18 protein-coding genes are annotated in these 20,580 nt (G+C 69.6%); 15 read left to right on the top strand and 3 right to left on the bottom strand.

The genetic code is table 11. From position 1 onward, the window contains the following. Positions 1–2 precede the first annotated feature (2 nt). Genes ACFYSH_RS07385 through ACFYSH_RS07440 form a run of 12 tightly spaced genes read left to right on the top strand, consistent with a single transcriptional unit; the run spans position 3 to position 11,358 of the window. Positions 3–806, top strand: coding sequence for an ABC transporter permease (locus ACFYSH_RS07385; protein WP_031094766.1), 804 nt, complete (start codon positions 3–5; stop codon positions 804–806). Then, the gene (locus ACFYSH_RS07390; RefSeq protein ID WP_359464834.1) at positions 806–2,104 is read left to right on the top strand and encodes an MCE family protein; all 1,299 of its coding nucleotides are present in this window, start codon (positions 806–808) and stop codon (positions 2,102–2,104) included. The genes ACFYSH_RS07385 and ACFYSH_RS07390 overlap by 1 nt, the downstream gene beginning before the upstream one ends. Further along, the gene (locus ACFYSH_RS07395; protein ID WP_388751316.1) at positions 2,101–3,132 is read left to right on the top strand and encodes an MCE family protein; all 1,032 of its coding nucleotides are present in this window, start codon (positions 2,101–2,103) and stop codon (positions 3,130–3,132) included. Before ACFYSH_RS07390 ends, ACFYSH_RS07395 begins: the two co-directional genes overlap by 4 nt. Next, complete coding sequence (locus ACFYSH_RS07400; protein WP_359464839.1) at positions 3,129–4,145, top strand: MCE family protein; 1,017 nt, start codon at positions 3,129–3,131, stop codon at positions 4,143–4,145. The genes ACFYSH_RS07395 and ACFYSH_RS07400 overlap by 4 nt, the downstream gene beginning before the upstream one ends. Position 4,146: 1 nt before the next feature. Beyond that, entirely contained in the window at positions 4,147–5,274 is a 1,128-nt protein-coding gene (locus ACFYSH_RS07405) for an MCE family protein (protein ID WP_388751318.1), read from the top strand. Continuing rightward, positions 5,271–6,425, top strand: coding sequence for an MCE family protein (locus ACFYSH_RS07410; RefSeq protein WP_359464844.1), 1,155 nt, complete (start codon positions 5,271–5,273; stop codon positions 6,423–6,425). Before ACFYSH_RS07405 ends, ACFYSH_RS07410 begins: the two co-directional genes overlap by 4 nt. After that, positions 6,425–7,660, top strand: coding sequence for an MCE family protein (locus ACFYSH_RS07415; protein ID WP_388751321.1), 1,236 nt, complete (start codon positions 6,425–6,427; stop codon positions 7,658–7,660). The genes ACFYSH_RS07410 and ACFYSH_RS07415 overlap by 1 nt, the downstream gene beginning before the upstream one ends. Then, on the top strand, positions 7,657–8,178 hold the full coding sequence (locus ACFYSH_RS07420) for a hypothetical protein (RefSeq protein ID WP_388751323.1): 522 nt from the start codon (positions 7,657–7,659) through the stop codon (positions 8,176–8,178). The genes ACFYSH_RS07415 and ACFYSH_RS07420 overlap by 4 nt, the downstream gene beginning before the upstream one ends. Continuing rightward, complete coding sequence (locus ACFYSH_RS07425; RefSeq protein WP_388751325.1) at positions 8,175–8,762, top strand: hypothetical protein; 588 nt, start codon at positions 8,175–8,177, stop codon at positions 8,760–8,762. Before ACFYSH_RS07420 ends, ACFYSH_RS07425 begins: the two co-directional genes overlap by 4 nt. Before the next feature lie 13 nt (positions 8,763–8,775). After that, positions 8,776–9,306: a nuclear transport factor 2 family protein gene (locus tag ACFYSH_RS07430; RefSeq protein ID WP_388751327.1), complete on the top strand. Its 531-nt coding sequence runs from the start codon at positions 8,776–8,778 to the stop codon at positions 9,304–9,306. 38 nt (positions 9,307–9,344) lie between these two features. Beyond that, entirely contained in the window at positions 9,345–10,088 is a 744-nt protein-coding gene (locus tag ACFYSH_RS07435) for a hypothetical protein (RefSeq protein ID WP_388751329.1), read from the top strand. A 19-nt stretch (positions 10,089–10,107) separates the two neighbouring features. Then, positions 10,108–11,358, top strand: coding sequence for a lytic transglycosylase domain-containing protein (locus ACFYSH_RS07440; protein ID WP_388751331.1), 1,251 nt, complete (start codon positions 10,108–10,110; stop codon positions 11,356–11,358). Between the two features lie 5 nt (positions 11,359–11,363). Here ACFYSH_RS07440 and ACFYSH_RS07445 read toward each other — a convergent pair whose 3' ends face one another. Continuing rightward, positions 11,364–12,425: an ATP-dependent DNA ligase gene (locus ACFYSH_RS07445; RefSeq protein WP_388751333.1), complete on the bottom strand. Its 1,062-nt coding sequence runs from the start codon at positions 12,423–12,425 to the stop codon at positions 11,364–11,366. A gap of 95 nt (positions 12,426–12,520) precedes the next feature. Between ACFYSH_RS07445 and ligD the strand changes: the two genes are divergently transcribed. Together ligD and ACFYSH_RS07455 are read left to right on the top strand one after the other, a co-directional pair. After that, the gene (ligD, locus tag ACFYSH_RS07450) at positions 12,521–13,531 is read left to right on the top strand and encodes a non-homologous end-joining DNA ligase (RefSeq protein WP_359465243.1); all 1,011 of its coding nucleotides are present in this window, start codon (positions 12,521–12,523) and stop codon (positions 13,529–13,531) included. Beyond that, a complete protein-coding gene (locus ACFYSH_RS07455; protein ID WP_359464865.1) occupies positions 13,528–14,604 on the top strand; it encodes an ABC transporter permease in 1,077 nt (358 codons plus the stop codon). The genes ligD and ACFYSH_RS07455 overlap by 4 nt, the downstream gene beginning before the upstream one ends. Positions 14,605–14,617: 13 nt before the next feature. On the opposite strand, the gene ACFYSH_RS07460 is transcribed toward ACFYSH_RS07455, so the two are convergent. Both ACFYSH_RS07460 and ACFYSH_RS07465 read right to left on the bottom strand, forming a co-directional pair. Then, the gene (locus ACFYSH_RS07460; RefSeq protein ID WP_359464867.1) at positions 14,618–16,855 is read right to left on the bottom strand and encodes an OmpL47-type beta-barrel domain-containing protein; all 2,238 of its coding nucleotides are present in this window, start codon (positions 16,853–16,855) and stop codon (positions 14,618–14,620) included. Next, a complete protein-coding gene (locus ACFYSH_RS07465; RefSeq protein ID WP_388751335.1) occupies positions 16,852–19,350 on the bottom strand; it encodes a ThuA domain-containing protein in 2,499 nt (832 codons plus the stop codon). Before ACFYSH_RS07465 ends, ACFYSH_RS07460 begins: the two co-directional genes overlap by 4 nt. 232 nt (positions 19,351–19,582) lie before the next feature. Between ACFYSH_RS07465 and ACFYSH_RS07470 the strand changes: the two genes are divergently transcribed. Continuing rightward, on the top strand, positions 19,583–20,572 hold the full coding sequence (locus tag ACFYSH_RS07470) for a multicopper oxidase domain-containing protein (protein ID WP_359464873.1): 990 nt from the start codon (positions 19,583–19,585) through the stop codon (positions 20,570–20,572). Positions 20,573–20,580: the final 8 nt, after the last annotated feature.

Consider the following 20,580-nt stretch of genomic DNA (forward strand, 5'->3'; position numbering starts at 1 on the left):
CGATGTCCATGCTCGGCTGGCTCGACCGCTCGGGTGAACAACTCACCTTCTACGTACGGGCGCTCATCTGGATTCCCCGCACCCTGCGCCGCTACCTCAAGGAGGTGCAGCGGCTGCTGGCCGAGGTCGCCTTCGGCAGCGGCGGCCTCGGGGTCATCGGCGGAACCATCGGCGTGATGATCGCGATGACCCTAGCCACCGGCTCGGTCGTAGGCCTCCAGGGGTACGCCGCCCTCGACCAGATCGGCACCTCCGCCTTCACCGGTTTCATCTCCGCGTACTTCAACACCCGGGAGATCGCCCCGCTCGTCGCCGGGCTCGCTCTCTCCGCGACCGTCGGCGCGGGCTTCACCGCTCAGCTCGGCGCGATGCGGATCAACGAGGAGGTGGACGCCCTCGAAGCGATGGGCGTGCGCTCCATGCCCTACCTCGTCACCACGCGGATCATCGCCGGCGTCGTCGCCATCATCCCGCTGTACGCCATCGGGCTGCTCTCCTCCTACCTGGCCTCCCGCTACATCACCGTCCTGTTCAACGGGCAGTCGGCGGGTACCTACGACCACTACTTCAATCTCTTCCTCTCCCCGGACGACGTGCTGCTGTCGGTGCTCAAGGTGCTGATCTTCAGCGTGCTGGTGATCCTCGCCCACTGCTACTACGGCTTCCACGCCACCGGCGGCCCGGCCGGCGTCGGTGTGGCCGTGGGCCGGTCGGTGCGCAACGCCATCGTGCTCATCAGCGTCACCGACTTCTTCCTCTCGCTCGCCATCTGGGGCGCGACGACAACGGTGAAGGTGGCCGGCTGATGCATTCCTCCATGGCGCAGACGGTGCGCCGCAGACTCGCCGGTGTGGCGTTCGTGCTCGTGCCCGCCGTGCTCGTATGGCTGTCGGTCTCCGTGTACGAGAAGGACTTCACGGACGACGTCACCGTGACCGTACGCACCGGAAGCGTCGGCAACGAGATGCACGACAACGCCGAGGTCAAGCTGCGCGGTGTCGTCATCGGAGAGGTGCGCGACATCGAGGCGGACGGGGACGGGGCGCGCCTGACGCTCGCCATCCGGCCCGACCGGCTCGGGCGGATTCCCGCCGACGTCTCCGCCCAGATGCTGCCCACCACCCTCTTCGGCGAGCGGTTCGTCGCCCTCGTGCCACCGTCCGTCCCGTCCGCGCAGGCCCTCAAGGCCGGTGCCGTCATCCCGCAGGACCGCTCCAGCAACGCCATCGAGCTGGAGGAGGTCCTCGACAACGTCCTGCCGATGCTGACCGCGGTCGAACCGCAGAAGCTCGCCGCCACCCTCAACGCCGTGTCCCAGGCGCTCGAAGGACGCGGCGACAAGCTCGGGGACACCCTGGTCACCCTCGACGCCCACCTCAAGGAGTTCAACCCGCAACTCCCCACGCTCAACGCGGACATCAAGGAACTCGTCAAGGTGAGTCATCTCTACGCGGACGCCGCCCCCGACGTCCTGGACGCACTCACCGACTTCACCACCACCAGTGGCACCATCGCCGAACAGCAGGCGGAGCTCGCCGATCTGTACGGCTCCACCACCGCCTCCGCCCACGACGTCACCTCCTTCCTGCGCAAGAACAAGGACAACCTCATCCACCTGTCCGCCTCGGGCCGGCCGACGCTGGAGCTCCTCGCGGAGTACTCGGACGCCTTCCCCTGCACCCTGCGCACGATGGCGGGCTTCGTGCCCGCCATGGACAAGGCGCTCGGCAAGGGCACCGACAAGCCGGGGCTTCACGTCACCGTCAAGGCCGTGGAGTCCAAGGGCAGGTACGTCGCAGGCAAGGACACCCCCACCTACCGCGCGACCGGCGGCCCGCACTGCTACTCCGTGCCGTACACCGGCAGGCCCGTGCCGACCGCCGACGCCCGGACCGCCTCCCACACAGGGAGCGACCCCGCCGCGGAACTCCAGGAAACCGAAGCCGCCGACACCGCCCTCGGCATGCCCAACTCTCCCGAGGAGAGCCGGCTCGTCAACGAGCTGGTGGCTCCCGCCCTGAAAGTCCAGCCGCAGAACCTGCCCGACTGGAGCAGTGTGCTCATCGGTCCGGCCTTCCGCGGTGCGGAGGTGAAGCTCAAGTGAAGCGCCGCTCCCTCGCGGGCCCCCTCGTGAAGTCGATCGTCTTCGTCGTGGTGACCGCCCTGGCCACCACCGTGCTGGGGCTGTCCATCGCCAACACGGGTGTCGGCGACACCACGTCGTACAAGGCGAGGTTCACCGACGCGACCGGACTCGTCGTCGGTGACAGCGTCCGGATCGCCGGAGTGAAGGTCGGCCAGGTCGAGTCGATCGAGGTCGCCGACAAGCGGCTGGCCGAGGTCGGCTTCGCGGTCCGCAAGGGCCGCGCGCTGCCGGCCTCGGTGACCGCCTCGATCAAATACCTCAACATGGTCGGCCAACGCTACATCGACCTCGACCAGGGCGCCGGACCCGTCGGCGAGAGCTTCAGATCAGGAGCGACCATTCCGCTCGCGCGCACCACACCCGCGCTGGACCTCACCCAGCTCTTCAACGGCTTCCAGCCGCTCTTCGAGGGGCTGTCGCCACCGGATGTCAACCAGCTCGCCGGATCGATCGTCCAGGTCCTCCAAGGGGAGGGCGGAACCGTCGACAGCATCCTCTCCCACGTCGGATCGCTGACCGGCACCGTCGCGGCCAAGGACAAGGTGATCGGCGAGGTGATCAAGAACCTCAACACGGTCCTGAAGACCGTCAACGACCGGGAGGCGGGTTTCAACGACCTGGTCGTCACCCTGCAGAAGCTCGTCACGGGCTTCTCCGGCGACCGTCAACCGCTCGGCGAGGCGGTCACGGCGATGGGGGCGCTGACCACCGTCACCGCCGACCTCCTCCAGGACGGACGTGAGCCGCTCAAGGACGACATCGCCCAGCTCGGACGTCTCACCGGCCAGCTGGAAAGGAACGCCCCCACGATCGAGAGCTTCCTGCAGAAGACCCCGGCCAAGATGGAGGCGATCACCCGCCTCACCTCCTACGGGTCATGGCTCAACCTCTACCTCTGCGAAGCGAAGGTCAGCGGTGTGACGACCGAGGACGGCAGCGCACCGCCCACCGGCATCACCATCGGCCGACCGAGGTGCCAGGCATGAGAATCAAGCCCGTACGGGAACGCAACCCCGTCGCCGTCAGCATCGTCGGACTCCTCGTCCTGACCCTCCTCGGCCTCGCCGCCTACCGCGCCGACGCACTGCCCTTCATCGGCGGCGGCACCACCTACAGCGCCGACTTCACCGAGTCGGCCGGCCTCGGCGAGGGCGACGAGGTGCGGATCGCCGGCGTCAAGGTCGGCGAGGTCACCGCCGTGTCGCTCGACGGCGCCAAGGTGAAGGTGGACTTCCAGGTCAAGGACGCCTGGATCGGCGACTCCTCCACCGTCGGCATCGCCATCAAGACACTGCTGGGCGAGAAGTACCTCGCCGTCGACCCGCTGGGCAACGCTCCGCAGGACCCGGACTCCCGCATCACCGCGGGCCGCACCACCTCCCCGTACGACGTCACCCAGGCGTTCAACGGACTCGGCGAGACGATCGACGAGATCGACACCGCCCAGCTCGCCCAGAGCTTCGAGACGATCTCCGAGACCTTCAAGGACTCGCCGCCCGACGTGCGCAGCGCGGCGAACGGGCTGTCCGCGCTGTCGAAGACGGTGTCCGAACGGGACGCCCAGCTCGCCACCCTCCTCAAGGGCAGCAAACAGCTCACCAAGACGCTCGCGAGTAGGAAGAGCAGTTTCGAGACCCTCCTGGAGGACGGCAATCTGCTCCTCGGCGAGATCCAGGCGCGCCGCGACTCCATCCACCTGCTGCTCACCGGCACCCGGAGCCTCGGGACCCAGCTCACCGGGCTCGTCACGGACAACGACAAGCAACTGGGGCCGACCCTGGAAGCGCTCGGTCGGGTCACCACCGTCCTGGTGAAGAACCGCAAGAGCCTCGACAAGGTGCTCTCGCTGGCCGGCTCCTACAACCGGCTCATCGGCAACACCCTCGGCAACGGACGCTGGTTCGACAACTACGTCTGCGGTGTTGTCCCGAAGAACTACCTGCCCGCCGGCACGCCGCCGAAGAACGACTGCATGCCACCGAAGCAGGGAGGGCGCTGACATGAGACGCACACGCGTCATCGGCATCGGCGCCGGACTCGCCGTCGTGGCGGTCGCCGCCACCTCGGGGGTGATGGCGACGGACGACCGGGGGAAGACCACCGTCACCGCCTACTTCGACCGGGCCACCGGCGTGTACGCCGGATCGGATCTGCGGATCCTCGGAGTGAAGGCCGGAACCGTCCAGTCCGTGGAGCCACGCGGAGAGGAGGTCAGGGTCACCCTGCGGATCGACGAGGGCGTCAAGGTCCCCAAGGAGGCACACGCCGTCGTCGTGGCCCCCAGCCTGGTCGCCGACCGGTACGTACAGCTCGCTCCGGCCTACACCGGGGGAGCGCGGCTCGAGGACGACGCCGTACTCCCGGCCGCGGACAACGCCACCCCCATCGAGGTCGACCAGCTGTACGAGTCGATCACCGAGCTCTCCACGGCCCTGGGCCCGGACGGAGCCAACACGGACGGGGCGCTCTCGCGACTCCTCGAGACCGGGGCGAAGAACCTGGACGGCAACGGTAAGGCCATCGGGGACTCCGTCGAACAGTTCGGCAAGGCCACGAAGACCCTCGACAGGAGCAGCGGCAACCTCTTCGACACGCTGTTCTACCTGCAGACCTTCACCACGATGCTGAAGGACAACGACGGCAGCGTACGGGCGGCCGAGCAGCAGCTGAACTCCGTCACCGGTTTCCTCGCCGACGACAAGAAGAACCTCAGCGCGGCCCTGAAGGAACTGGGCAAGGCGCTCGGCCAGGTCAAGGGCTTCATCCAGAAGAACCGCGGCGCCCTCAAGGAGAACGTGGACCTCCTGGTGCCGCTCACCCAGACCCTGGTCGATCAGCGTGCCTCGCTCGCCGAGTCCCTCGACACACTGCCCCTCGCAGCAGGCAACGTACTCAACGCCTACGACCCGGCGAACCGCACCATCAACGGGCGTACCAACCTCAACGAGCTGTCGATGGGCGGGCCGCTCACCGAACCCGAGGCCGGCGCCACCGGCCTGGAGGGGCTGGCACCGGTGGACGCCACCCGGCAGAAGGCCCTTCCCACGCTGCCGCTGCCCGCCGTCGGCACCGTCTACGGCACGCCGGAGAAGTCCGGGACGCAGAAGAAGAAGGAGGCGACCCCATGAGCGCCGCCCGGCGCAGACCCGGCACCCGCACGGTCACGGGCCTCGGCGCCCTGGTCGCCGCCGGCGTCGGCATCGCGCTCGTCGCCACGACCGTCGGCCTGCCGTCGTTCACCGGCATCGAACAGGTGCCCCTGCCCGGCGGAGCGGACCTCGGCGACCACCCGTACGAGATCACCGCCGAGTTCGGGGACGTCCTCAGCCTCGCCCCGCAGTCATCCGTCAAGGTCAACGACGTAGCCGTCGGCCGGGTCACCGGGATAGCCCTCACCCCGGGCAGCTGGACGGCCAAGGTCACCATGCGCGTCAACGGGAAGATCGACCTGCCCGCCAACTCCTACGCCCATCTCGAGCAGTCCAGTCTCCTCGGCGAGAAATTCGTCCAGCTCTCGCCCCCGAGCACCGGTACCGCCCACGGCACGCTCGCGGACGGCGACCGGATCCCGCTCACCCGTACGAATCGAAACCCGGAGGTCGAAGAGGTCTTCGGCGCCCTGTCGATGCTGCTCAACGGGGGAGGGGTCAGCCAGCTCAAGACCATCACCACCGAACTCAACAAGGCGCTCGCCGGACAGGAACCGCAGATCCGGTCGATGCTGAAGCGCGTCGACACACTCGTCACGAACCTGGACACCCACAAGGAGGACATCACCCAGGCACTTGACGGCGTCAACCGGCTCGCCGCCACCCTCGCCACCCGTAAGCAGGACGTCGGTACGGTCCTCACCGGGCTCACCCCCGGCCTCAAGGTCCTGGAGAAGCAGCGCGGCTCGCTCCTCACCATGCTGCGTTCGCTCGACACGCTCTCCACCGTGGCCGTGGACACGATCAACAAGAGCAAGGCCGACATGATCGCCGACCTCAAGGCCCTCGCACCCACGCTCGCCGCGCTCGCCGACTCCGGCGACGACCTGCCCGACTCCCTCCAGGTGCTGCTCACCTACCCGTTCACCGACGAGGTGCTCCGCGGGGTGAAGGGTGACTACCTCAACGTCTACCTGGACGTGACGGCCATGCCCGGCACCCAGATCATCCCCGCACTCACCCCGCCCACCACGCCACCCACGGCATCCGGCGCCCGGCAGGATCCGGGTGCGGCCCTTCCCCTGCCGCTCCCCTCGGTCACCACGCCGGAAACGGAGGGCACCCGCTGATGATCACCCTGGCCATCCGGCTGAAGAACATCGCCTTCCTCGTCATCGCCGTGCTCGTCCTCGGCTTCCTGGGGGTGCGCTACGCCGACCTCGGTCACTACGTCGGGCTGCGCGACCACTACACCGTCACGGTCCAACTGCCGCAGACCGGGGGCCTGTTCACCCACTCCAACGTCAGTTACCGAGGCGTGTCCGTGGGCAGGGTCGGCCCGATCGAGCTCACCGACGACGGAGTCGAGGCCGAACTGCGCATCGAGAACGACGCGCCACGCATCCCCGACAGCCTGCAGGCGGTCGTCGCCAGCCTCTCCGCGGTCGGCGAGCAGTACATCGACCTCCGGCCCACCCGCGGGGACGGCCCCTTCCTGGAGAACGGCTCGGTCATCGACCAGGCCGACACCACCATTCCCGCACCCGTCACCAACGTACTCACCAGCCTCAACGACCTGACGGCCTCCGTCGACGCGGAAGCCCTGCGCACGGTCGTCGACGAATTCGGTGCCGCGTTCAGCGGCCGGGGCGACGACCTCCAGGTACTGCTGGACACCAGCAGCGAGTTCGTCGAGGCCGCCGACGAGGCCCTGCCCACCACCACGAAGCTGATGGCCGACGGCGAGACCGTGCTGCGCACCCAGAACGAACAGGGTGAAGCACTCAAGGGCTTCGCCTCCGGCGCCGAGGAACTCGCCGCCGAACTCAAGGGGTCCGACACCGACCTGCGTCGGCTCATCGCCGCGGCGCCCGACGCCACCGAACAGATCAGCGGACTTCTGCGCGACCTCGACCCCGCCTTCGGAGTGGTCGTCGCCAACCTCCTCACCACCTCCGAGGTCGCCGTCACACGACAGCGCGGCCTGGAGGAACTGCTGGTGAAGGTACCCGCGGTCGCGGCAGCCGGTGCGAGCGCCATCGACCAGGAGGGGGCCAGGTTCGGCATGTCGGTCACCTTCTTCGAACCGCTGCCCTGCACCGCCGGATACGGCTCGACCACCTACCGCCCCGGCACCGACCTCTCGGCGGCCCCCGCCACAGACACCAGGACCCGCTGCGCCTCCCCGCCCAGCAGCGGCATCAACGTCCGCGGCAGCGCCAACGCCCCGAAGGGCGGCGCCGTACCGGAACCGTTCACCCCGGGCACCGGCCTCCTCCCGGACGCGCCCGGCGCCATCGGGGACACCTCGGCGCCCCGGTCCGGCGGTATGGCCGGGCTGCTCGGCCTGGGAGGCGGCTCATGAGCGGCCGGACGAGGACGGGGCTCGGATGGGCGGCACTGCTCGCCGCCGTACTGCTCTGCGCTCTCGGCACCTGGTCGTACGCCCAGGCGCGGGGTGACGACACACTCGCGTACGCGAAGAGCCGCGACGCCGCCCTCGCGGACGGCAAGAGACAGCTCGCCCGGCTGACCAGCATGGACGGCAGGAACGCCGCGAGCGTGAAGTCCGGCCTCACCGCCTGGCTCACCGCCTCGACCGGACCCCTGCACGACCGGCTGGAGAGCACCCGGAAGAAGGACGCCGGTGAACTCACCGAATCCGGCACCACCGCACGCGGAAAGGTCACCGACGCGGCGCTCACCGCGCTCGACGACCGGGCCGGCACGGCGGCGCTCATCGCGGCCGTCGACGTCCAGGTCACCCCGCGCACCGGCAAGGGCGGTACGGAGCGCAAACGCTTCGAGGCGACGCTCGCCCGGACCGGGGACGGCTGGAAGATCAAGGCCCTGGACGCGCTACCGGTCGGGAGCGGCTCATGAAGCAGAGCACGGGAACAGCGACGATCCCGTCGGACCTCGAAGCCGTACCGGACACGGGCCCCGGGACGGACGCTCCTCCTGCCCGCCGACGGTGGCACCGCGCAGCCGCCGCGGTACTGGCCCTCGCCCTGCTGGGGGTGGGCGGAACCCTGTTCGTCCAGGGACAGCGGCTGCGCGACACCCCTGCCACGTCCAACCGCGCGCTGACGGACTCCGCAGCGACCAGCCGCGTCGCCGGTGATGTGAGCAGCGCGCTGGGCAAGGTCTTCTCGTACAGCCCGCAGGCCACCGCCGCCACCAAGGAGTCGGCGAAGCAACTGCTCGGGGGCAGGGCGCTGAAGCAGTACGCGGCCCTGTTCGGCCAGGTCGAGAAGCAGACCGCGGACCAGAAGCTGACGCTCACCAGCCAGGTCGTACGCGCCGGGGTCACCCGGCTCACCGGGAGCAGCGCCCACCTCCTGGTCTTCCTCGACCAGGTCTACGAGCGCGAGGGGAAGGCCGCCACCACGGCAGCGGCCCAGCTGTCCGTCACCGCGGAACTGCGGGGCGGGCACTGGCGGATCGTCGACATCACCTCCAGGTAGGGGAGAGCACCACATGGCACGGGTACCCATGACAACCAATCCGCTGGTGGCGGTGGCGGTCGCGCTGACGGTCGCGGCCGCCGTGGCCGCGGGCTGGGGAGGCTGGTCCCGCTACGACGCCGCGCACGACGACTCGGCGGCCTACGCGCAGGCCCGCGACGACGCACTGGCTGCGGGGGAGCAGGCCGTGCAGAACATGAACACGCTCGACCACGGCCGGCTCGCCGAAGGGCTCGACAGCTGGGAGGACTCCACCACCGGCGATCTGCACAAGCAACTCGTGGACGGCCGGGGCGCGTTCGTCAAGCAGATCGAGGCGGCCAGGACGGTCAGCACCGCCGAGGTCCTGTCGGGGGCGGTGACGGAGCTGGACGACCGGGCAGGCAAGGCCGGAGTGATGGTGGCGCTGCGGGTCACCGTGACCGCCCCCGAGGGCAAGCCCGCGGTCAAGGAGAGCCGGATGCTCGGGCAGCTCACCCGCACCTCCGAGGGGTGGAAGCTCAGTGCCCTCGGCCAGGCTCCCGTCGGCAACACCGCCGGCTGACTCCGCCCGACCGCCCCGCCTTCGAGAGGACCACCGTCATGTCGACGACCCGACACCTCGTCAACCGCCGCCGCCGGCTCGCCACCGTCGCCGGGACGACCGCACCGCCGCGCACCGCCGGGACCCCGCAACCGGCTTCCCGGGCGGTCGAGGCGCTCGAACCCGCATCCCCTCAAGCGCCGGAGCCCTCCGAGCCCCCGGAGGACGCGGCCGACACCGAGGACGAGGAAGCTGCCGGGGACGGCCCCCCACGCAGGCGGCTGCCCCGTCTGCGCATCCGGCTGCCCGCCGTCCTCTGCGCCGCGACACTGCTCCTCGGCGCCTTCGCCGCCTGGTCGTTCACGTCGGCCGGGACACTGCGGGACGACCCGGGCCGGCGGAACGCGGCCCTCACCGACATCAGCCGGACCAGCGAGGTCAAGGGGCAGATCACCGAGGCCGTGGGCGCGGTCTTCTCCTACGACTACGCCTCGCCCGAGAAGGCCGACCTGGCCGCGCGGAAGCACCTGACCGGCAAGGCGGTCCAGCAGCACGAGGACATGCTCGCCGAGGTACGCGCACAGGCGCCCAAGCAGAAGCTGGTCCTGACCACGACCGTCACCCAGAGCGGTGTCGAGGTGCTCGACGGCGACCGGGCCCGCCTGCTGGTCTTCGCCGACCAGAGCAACACCCGTACCGACAAGGAGGAGGAGACGACGTACGCGGCCGCCATGTTCGCCGTGGACGCCCTCCGCCGCGGTGACACCTGGCGGATCGCGGCCATCGACACGTTCACTCGCTGACCCGGAAGAGGGAGGACACATGAGGTTCGACGGAACCATGCGCCGCGGACTCACCGGCACCGCCACCGCGGTGGCCGCCATGGCGGCGCTCACCGCGTCCCAGGCCCCGGGACTCATGGGCGGCGGAACCGACGACATGAAGAACGTGGCGTCGGACGACGTGATCTGGACCGAGGCGCCGAACGACGACAGCTACCACACCGAGCTGCCGCCCCTGGAGTCACCGGAGCCGCCGAAGAGCACCGGGACCGGGACGAAGCCCGGTAAGGGGGTCACCCCGTCCTGGACCGAGGCCGGCATCCCCGCCACCGTCCTTGCCGCCTACCGCGACGCGCAGAGCGTCCTCGGCCGCAGCGACCCCGGCTGCCGTCTCCCCTGGCAGTTGCTCGCGGCCATCGGCAAGGTGGAGTCCGGCCACGCGGGAGGAGGGAGGGTGGACTCCGCGGGCACGACGCTCACGCCGATCCTCGGCCCCGTCCTCAACGGCGCCGGATTCGCCGAGATCCCGGACACCGACGGCGGGGCGTACGACGGCGACACCCGCTACGACCGGGCGGTCGGCCCGATGCAGTTCATCCCCTCCACGTGGGCGCACTGGGGGAAGGACGGCAACGGCGACGGCCGCAAGGACCCGGACAACATCGCCGACGCGGCCCTCGCCGCGGGCCACTACCTCTGCGCCGGGACGCGCGACCTGTCCGTGCGGGGCGACCTCGACGGGGCGATCCTCAGCTACAACCGCTCGGACACCTATCTGCGTACGGTCCTGTCCTGGCTGGAGTTCTACCGCAAGGGGGCCCACCCCGTCGCCGACGGTGCGGGCGTGATCCCCGAGAGCCCGGGTGCGGGCGGACCCCACGTGCCGAAAACCCCGGTCGGAGGCCCCGGCAGCCCGAGTGGCCCCGGCAAGGGCGGTGGCGGTGGCATCGAGGTGGGCCCACAGCCCAGCGGCACACCGCGCCCCTCCACCTCACCCACCGCCACGCAAACGCCCACACCCACGGACTCCGGCAGCCCCGGCCCCGGCGAGTCCCCGAGCCCCACGGTCCCGGGCCCCGGCCCTGACCCCACCGACAGCGGTCCCACGGAGCCGACGACACCGGACCCGACGACGACACCGGATCCGACCACCACGCCGGATCCGACGACCACGCCGGACCCCACCACGTCCCCGGACCCGACCTCGGCCCCTGACTGCCCCACGCCCTCCGTGGAGACCGCCCCCGCCGGCACACCGGCCGACGAACCCTGCGTCACTCCCACCGCCTGAACGGCTCAGCGGGCGTCGAGCACCTCGGACAGGTCGTACCGCACCACTTCCTCCAGCTGCGCGTAGGTGCAGCCGGTGGGGGTGCGGTCCGGCCGCCACCGCCGGAACTGGGTGGTGTGGCGGAAACGGTCGCCCTCCATGTGGTCGTACGCCACCTCGCAGACCCGCTCCGGCGCGAGTGCCACCCAGGACAGGTCCTTCTTGCCCGACCAGCGGCTCGGCGCGCCCGGCAGCCGTGACCCCTCGTGAGCCGCCGCGTCCGCCCAGGCCGCCCACGGGTGAGCGGCGGGGTCGACGCGCAACGGGTCCAGCTCCTCCAGGAGCTCGGCGCGCCGTCTCATCGAGAAGGCGGCGCACACGCCCACGTGCTGGAGGGCGCCTTCCGCGTCGTACAACCCGAGCAGCAGCGAGCCGACCACCGGGCCGCTCTTGTGGAAGCGGTAACCCGCCACCACGCAGTCGGCCGTCCTCTCGTGCTTGATCTTGTACATGACGCGGGCGTCCGGCCGGTACGGGAGATCGAGCGGTTTGGCGACCACCCCGTCCAGCCCCGCTCCCTCGTACCGCTCGAACCAGTCCTGTGCGAGAGCCGGGTCCGTGGTGGACGGGGCGAGGTGCACAGGGGCCGAGGCGTGCGCCAAGGCCTTCTCCAGAGCCGTTCGCCGTTCGGTCTGCGGCGTGGCGAGCAGGGACGAGTCGCCCAGGGCGAGGACGTCGAAGGCGACGAGACCCGCCGGTGTCTGCTCGGCCAGCATCCGCACCCGCGAATCGGCGGGATGGATGCGCTCGCTCAGCCGGTCGAAGTCCAGCCGCCCCTCGTACGGCAGGACGATCTCGCCGTCGATCACACAGCGTGCCGGCAGGTTCTCCCGCACGGCGGTGACCACCTCGGGGAAGTAGCGGGTGAGGGGCTTCCCCGTCCGGCTGCCGATCACCACCTCGTCACCGTCCCGGTGCACGATCGCCCGGAATCCGTCCCACTTCGCCTCGTACTGCATGCCGGGGGGAATCGCGGACACGGACTTGGCGAGCATCGGCTTCACAGGAGGCATCACCGGCAGGTCCATGACCCCGATTCTCACGCACCGCGCGGAGCACGTCTTCCGATATGCGGCATATGTGGGACCGGCCTACGGTGTCCGACATGGGAGCAGGAACAGCGATGGAGCTGGACGCGGACGGGCGGGCCGTGAGGCTGTCCAACCCGGACAAGGTGTACTTCCCGGAGAAGGGCTACACCAAGAAGGACGTGGCCGAGTACTTCCAGGCCGTGGGGCCGGGTGTCCTCCGCGCCCTGCGCGAGCGGCCCACCACCCTGCAGCGCTTCGTCGACGGGGTCCAGGGCGACTTCTTCTACCAGAAGCGCGCGCCGAAGAACCTCCCCGACTGGACCCCCACCGCCCGGATCGAATTCCCCAGCGGCCGGCACGCCGACGAGATGTGCCCGACCGAACTGGGGGCCGTTCTCTGGGCGGTCAACCTCGGGACCCTGACCTTCCACCCCTGGCCCGTGCGCAGGGCGGACACCGACCACCCCGACGAGCTGCGCATCGACCTCGACCCGCAGCCCGGCACCGATTACGCCGACGCGGTGCGGGCGGCCCACGAACTACGCGCGGTCCTGGAGGAGCAGGGACTGCGCGGCTGGCCCAAGACCTCCGGCGGGCGTGGCATCCATGTCTTCGTCCCCCTCGTCCCGGAGTGGACCTTCACCCAGGTCAGGCGCGCGGCCATCGCGGTGGGGCGGGAGCTGGAGCGCAGGATGCCGGACCGGGTGACCACGGCCTGGTGGAAGGAGGAACGCGGCGAACGGATCTTCGTCGACTACAACCAGACGGCCCGCGACCGCACCATCGCCTCCGCCTACTCCGTGCGCCCCTTCCCCCACGCCCCGGTCTCCGCACCCCTGCGCTGGGAGGAGATCGACGACGCCGAGCCGCGCGACTTCGACCTCCGGAGCATGCCCGTGCGCTACGCCGAAGTGGGCGACCTGCACGCCGACATGGACGACCACGCCTTCCGGCTCGACCAGGTACTGGAGCTGGCGAGGCGTGATGAACACGAGCACAAGCTGGGGGACCTGCCCTATCCGCCGGAGTACCCGAAGATGCCGGGCGAACCGAAACGGGTGCAGCCCAGCCGCGCACGGAAAGACGAGGAGAGCGAAGGATGAGCTCCGGCCGTCCTGCCGAGCACGGAGCGCACGGCAGGCCCCTCACCCGGCGTGAGAAGTGGCAGGAGTACAAGCAGTCGCCGTACTTCCCGGCGATGGTGCTGACCCTGATCATCGCTGCCGCGGCGGGACTGTTCGCCGGTTCGTACACCTACGCACTGGCCAATCCGACCCCGCACCGCATCCCGGCCGCCCTGGTCACCGGCGGCCCCGCGGCTCCCGGCGTCGACAGGTTCGTCGACGGGATGGAGGAGGCGCTCGACGCCTCCCTCGAACTCCACCCGTACACCACCCGGGCCGAAGCCGGTGCGGCGTTGGAGGCGCAGAAGGTCTTCGCGATCCTGCGTCCCGCCGGGCAGGGGGGAGTGGCCATGGACGTCGCAGCGGCGTCCGGAGCGACCGTCGCCCAGCTGCTCGGTGAGACCGGCGTCGAGGTCGCGGAGCGCGTCGACGTCCCGCTCGCGGTCACGGACGTCAAACCGCAGCAGAAGGGCGACCCGCGCGGCCTCGCCCTCTTCTACATCTCGCTCGCGGCCGTCATCATCGGCTTCGTCGGATCGATCCAGCTCAGTGTGCACGCCCGGAAGCTGAACCCACTGGAGCGGATCTCCTTCACGATCGGCTACGCCCTCCTCGGCGGCTTCGCCATCGCGGCCGTCGTGGACTGGCTGCTCGGCGCGGTGGATCTGCCGTTCTTCCAGTCCTGGCTGATCCTCGCGTTCACCATGTTCACGTCGGGCATGGTCTTCACCATGTTCAACACCATCATGGGGCGCTGGGCGATGATTCCCACCTGGGGCGTCATGGTGCTCCTCGGCAACCCGTCGTCCGGCGGCGCGGTCTCCTGGCCCCTGCTGCCGTCGTTGCTCGGGCACATCGGCCGCTGGCTGCCACCGGGTGCCTCGGTCAACGCCCAGCACACGGCGGTCTACTACCAGGGCCACCAGTACGTCTTCCCGTACCTCGTGCTGGCGGCCTGGTCGCTGGTCTCCTGCACGGTCTTCTGGATTTGGCGCCACCGGCACCCCGGAGGCCGTGACCGCGTGCCGGAGCACGCGGCCACGGCCGCCTGAGTGTGAGCTCTCCCTACAACTCCTGGATGCGGATGTCGCGGTACGAGATCACGTCCGTGGTGCCGTGTACCTGGAGACCGATGTAACCGGAGGCGTACCGCCGGCCGTCGGTGCCCGGGTCGTCACCGCGCGGCGGCTCGAAGAGCTGACCGCCGTTGTTGTCGAACTCGTTGATCAGGACACCGTTGCGGTAGACCTCGTAGTGCTGGTCCACCACCCGGATCTCGTAGTCGTTCCAGGTGCCCTTGGGCGTGACCGCGGCGCCGCCGAGACCGACCCGGTCGAAGCCGTAGACGGAACCGGTCTTGTACATGTCGCCGTCGGGCCGGTCGTTGACCTGGATCTCATGGCCGTACTTGATGGCGACCCACTCCGGACGGGGCTCCTCCGGATGGTCGTTGACGTCCGGGAAGCGTACGAACACCCCGCCGTTGGCGTTGCCCGCTGCCGGGGCGTCGTCACGCCACTGGAGCTTCAGCGAGAAATCCTCGTACTGCCGGGCCGGGAACCACAGCATGCCCATCCCGTCCACCGTGGTGGAGCTGGTGATCGAGCCCTCCTCCTCGTTCAGCCCGAACTGTCCGCCGCCGACGTGCTGCCACCGGGCGAGGGACTCGGCGGTACCGTCGAACAGCTTGCGGTAGCCCTCGTCCTGGCCGGGCTTGCCGATGCCGGACTGCTTGGCCGCCCGGTAGATCTTCTTGTGCTCACGGGCGTCGACGACCCCGTCGGTGAGCAGCTTGTCCAGGACCTTGTCGACGTGCTTGAGGAACAGCGCGTGCGAGGACCAGTCCTTCTCGTCCTCGATGAGCTCGTTGATCGTGCAGCGGTTACCGGTGAGCCGGTTGGGGACACCGGAGTCCACCGTGCCGACGATGACGGTGAGCCGCTCGTCGTACTCGGGGCAGTTGGGCGCCGGGACGCCGCCGCTCTGCGCGATCGTGAACGAGATCTGCTTCGCTTCGGAGGTGTTCCCGGCCTTGTCCGTCGCCCGGTGGGCGAAGACGTGGTATCCGACGCGGTCGACGATCACAGGGGTGGTGTACGCGAGGTACGGGCCGCCGTCGAGGGAGTACTCGACCTTGTCCACGCCCGAGTCGGCATCGGTCGCGGCGACCGTGGCCTTGGCGCTCGTGATGAACGCGCCGTCCGAGTTCTTGTCACCGGAGACCACCACGGAGGTCTCCGGCGGGGTCCGGTCCTGCGACGGCGGTTCGACGACGGTGAAGTCGACGGACTTCTCCGCAGCCGTGTTGCCGGCCTTGTCGGTGGCGCGGTAGCGGACGGTGTGCGTGCCCACCTCGTGCACCATCACGGGTGCGGTGTACGGCTGCCAGGCGCCGTCCGTCCCCTTCGCGTACTCGATGGTGTTGACGCCGGACCCGGTGTCGGACGCGGTCACGGTGACCGTGCCCATACCGAGGTAGGCGCCCGCGTCGTCCTTCTCACCCGACACGGTCGCCGAGGTCTCCGGCGGTGTCCTGTCGTCCGTCGACGGCGCGGCGACCTCGAAGTCGACCGTCTTCTCCGCAGCCGTGTTGCCGGCCTTGTCGGTGGCACGGTAGCGGACGGTGTGCGTGCCCACCTCGCTCACCACGACGGGTGCGGTGTACGGCTGCCAGGCGCCGTCCGTCCCGGTCGCGTACTCGACGGTGCCGACTCCCGCACCGGCGTCGGACGCAGCCACGGTGACCGTGGCCTGGCCGATGTACGCGCCGTCGGCGTTCTTGTCGCCGTCCACCGTCGCCGAGGTCTCGGGGGCGGTGGTGTCCTCGCCGCCGCCGTCCTCGGTCACCGTGAGCACGCCCTGCATCGAGCCGTGGCCGGGAATCGTGCAGTGGTAGAAGTACTTCCCGGGCGTGAGGGTGACCTCGACGCTGTGCTTGCCACCCGTGCTGTCGCTGGGGTTGGCCAGGATGTTCACCTGGACGTCGCTGTTGTACTCCGGGTCGGACACACCGAACGTCAGCGTGTGCGGCATGCCCGTCGTGTTGCCCGTGGCCGCGCTGTTCTCGAACACGAGGGTCGCGGCGCCGGCCACCGCTGTCGTGGGAGCCGTCAGATAGCGGTCGATGGGGTCGCCGGCGGTCCAGGTGAGGACCTGGTCGGCCGCTGCCGCCGCCCGGTCGTCGTCGCGGCCGTACGCGGCGGTCGACGCCAGCCCGAGGACCATCAGGAACGATCCGAGCAGGGCGAGCCACCACCGGGCCGGCCCGTACCGCCGTCGCGCGAGGAGCGAAGGGTGTCTCACTGCGCTGCCGCCTTCCTGGCCAGGTCTGCGGCGGCCGGGGTCGGGCCACCGCCCTTGTACGTCACGCGCCACAGCGCGGACTTGGAGTCGGAGGTGAAGAAGCCGCGTCCGTAGTCCAGGACGTAGAGCGAGCCGTCCGGGGCGAACTTCCAGTCCATCAGGTTGCGGATGCCGTCCGCACCGACCGGAATGATCTTCTTCAGGGACTCGGCGTGGGTGGGCAGTCCGCCCTTGCCGACCGTCTTCGGATCGGTCAGCACGGCGTGACGCGGCTGGGTGTCGTCGTAGAAGTCACCGACGAACCACTTCCCGTCCCAGTACGCCGGCCACTTGGCCTCGCTCGTGCTCGCCGCGTCGTAGCGGTAGACGGGGCCGTTCATCGTGGCCTGGCCGCCGCCCTTGAGCCAGGGCAGGAGCTCCTTCTGGTCCTCCGCCTTGTAGCTCGGGATGCCGTCGCCGTCGCGGGGGTAGTCCACGCCACCGCCCTGGGGCGAGTACCAGATGGTGTTGCCGGTCACCGGCGGCAGGTTGACCAGGCCGTCATTGTTCGGCGACTCGTTCTTCGGCGCGTCGCAGTCGTACCAGCTGAGCGGCTTGGACGGATCGGGCAGGTTGCGGTCACGGTAGGGCTGCTTGTTGCCCATGCAGTACGGCCAGCCGTGGTTTCCGGCCTTCGTGATCGCCGCGAACGTGTCGTACTTGGCGGGACCCCAGGTCGTGCTCGGGGCGCCCGCGTCGGGGCCGACCCAGCCCGCGTACAGCGTGTCGGTCGACGTGTCGACGGAGATGCGCGCCGGGTTGCGGACGCCCATCACATAGATCTCACCGCGGGTCTTGCCACCGCCCTCGTCCGGCTCCTCGCCGGTGAAGAGGTTGCCCTCGGGCAGGGTGTAGGTCCCGTCGTCCTCGGGGTGGATCCGCAGGATCTTGCCGTTGAGGTTGTTGGTGTTGCCCGCGGTACGGCGGGCATCGGCGAACGAGACGCCCTTGTAGTTCGGCTGCGGGTTGTTGCCCGAGTAACCGCCGCTGAAGCCCGAGGAGTTGTTGTCACCCGTGGCGATGTAGAGGTTGTCCTTCGAGTCCCAGGCCATGCCGCCGCCAGCGTGGCAGCAACTGTGGATCTGGACCGGCCAGTTCAGCAGAACCTTCTCGGACGCCAGATCCAGCTTGTTCGTCCCGTGGTCGAAGGTGAAGCGTGAGACCTGGCGCACCGCCATCTGCTTGTCGCGGTCGATCTTCGCGTGCGGGGTGTAGTGGAGGTACACCCAGCCGTTGGTGGCGAAGTCGGGGTCCAGCTCGATCCCGAGCAGGCCCTCCTCCACCTTGATCAGTTCCTCGCCACCACCCTTGTTACCGAAGACGCTCAGCTTGCCGGCGAGGGTGACCTTCTTGGTCGAGGGGTCGTAGACATGGACCTCGCCCTCGCCCTTGCCGACATTCGGGTCGTTCCAGTCGGTGACCACCGGCACGCTGCTGTCCGTGCCGCCGCGACCGATGTAGAAGATCCGCCCGTCCTTCGCCGTCACCAGGCCGTGCGGCTCGCCGATCTGGTCGTTCTGCCCCGGCTGATTGGGCTGGGTGAGCCGCTCGGCCGTGTAGTTGGAGTCGATGGTGGCCGTGCAGTCGGCCTGCGAGAGGCGGCTCGTCCAGGCCAGGGCGCCCCGCAGATGGTCGCGGAAGTCGGTCTCGGCGAAGCTGCCGGCCGTACCGCCCATGGCGGTGTAGAAGGAGCGGCCGCCGTCGTAGTCACGGCACCAGGAGACCGGGTGGTCCCAGCCGTTGGCGCTCTTGCCCGGCGCGTAGGTGAGTTCCCGGACGCGGGCCACCGTGTGCACGTCGCCGGACGGGTTGTCCTTCCAGTTCAGCCACTTGTCCGGGCGCTTCCACTCCAGCGGGAGGTTTTTCGTCGCGGGGTGCTGCCGGTCGCCGATCTCCACGGTGGCGCGCTGGACGCCGGCAGGGCTGTCCGCTGCCGGACGGGCGCCGACGAGACCGGTGAACCAGTCGGAGTACGGTTCGGTGCGCGCCGCGTCATGGATGCCCAGGAAGCCGCCACCGGCTTCCATGTACGCCTCCAGGCCCGCCTCCTGCTCCGGATCGAGTACGTCGCCGCCGCCGGTCAGGAACACGACCGCGTTGTACTTGCCGAGCTGTTTGCCGTTGGTGAAGACCGCGGCGTCGTCGGTGGCGACGGTCTTGAAGCGTCCGGCCTCAGGACCGCTCAGGCCGATCTTCTCGATGGCCGCGATGCCCGCGTCCACGGTGGGCGGCTCCTCGCCCGCCGAAGCGTGGAACACCAGCACCCTGACGTTGGCCCCGCCGGGGGGCGTGGGCAGGGACAACGTTGTCGCCATCCGCTCCTTCAGCCCCGGGTCCGGGGAGGGGCTGGCGGTGGCCGCGTTGCCGCCGAGCAGGGACGCCGTCAGTGCGCCCGCCGCCACTGCCGCCGCGATGCCGCGGCGTGATCTGGACCTGTGATGTGGTGTGCGCTGCATGTGGTCACCCACCCCTCTTGGTCACTACTCCGGTCACTTCTCTCGTCATCGCACCTCTGTGGTCACTGCGACAGCGCACGAAGCTAGACCTCTTTTCGCGGCTCGCCAATAGGTATGGCAGCAATTGAACGAACTTTGTCCTGAGTGTGGATAAACCCTCGTCCCCCGGCTACCGTGTGGGCCGTCCAGGGGAGCAGCGCGTCAGGTTCCGTCTCGCAGTGGGGAGTTCGACATGGACCGAAGGACCTTCAACCGTCGGATGCTGGTGGGCGGCGGGGTGGCGGCGGCCACGGGCGTGACATCGATGTCGCTCGGCGCGGTGCAGGCCACCTCCGCGGAGAACCCGGCGAAGACCGCACCGGCGGGCGGAGCCGTCCGTCATATGAAGCTGTACGCGGAGAAACTGGCGGACGGTCAACTCGGTTACGGTCTGGAGAAGGGCAAGGCGTCGATCCCCGGGCCGCTCATCGAGATCACCGAGGGCGACACGCTGCACATCGAATTCGAGAACACCACGGACGTCGACGCCAGCCTCCACGTCCACGGCGTCGACTACGACATCGCGAGCGACGGCACCCGGATGAACCGCAGCCATGTGGAACCCGGCGGGACGCGGACGTACACCTGGCGGACCCACGTCCCGGGCCGCCGCAAGGACGGCACCTGGCGGGCGGGCAGCGCCGGCTACTGGCACTACCACGACCACGTCGTCGGTACGGATCACGGCACCGGCGGCATCCGCAAGGGTCTGTACGGGCCGCTCGTCGTCCGGCGCAAGGGGGACATCCTTCCGGACAAGACGATCACGATCGTCTTCAACGACATGACGATCAACAACAAGGCGGCCCACGAGAGCCCGGACTTCGAGGCCACGGTGGGGGACCGGGTCGAGGTCGTCATGATCACGCACGGTGAGTACTACCACACGTTCCACATCCACGGGCACCGCTGGGCGGACAACAGGACGGGGCTGCTCACCGGGCCGGACGACCCGAGCCGCGTGGTCGACACGAAGATCTGCGGCCCTGCCGACTCCTTCGGCTTCCAGATCATCGCGGGCGAACACGTGGGGGCCGGTGCCTGGATGTACCACTGCCATGTGCAGAGCCACTCCGACATGGGGATGGCCGGTCTGCTGCTCGTCGCCAAGGCGGACGGCACGGTCCCGGGGTACGACCCGCCGCACCACGCGGCCGGCGCGGCCGAGGAACACGACCACTGAGACGGCGC

It is taken from the genome of Streptomyces sp. NPDC005791 (assembly GCF_042871485.1).
GTDB lineage: Bacteria > Actinomycetota > Actinomycetes > Streptomycetales > Streptomycetaceae > Streptomyces.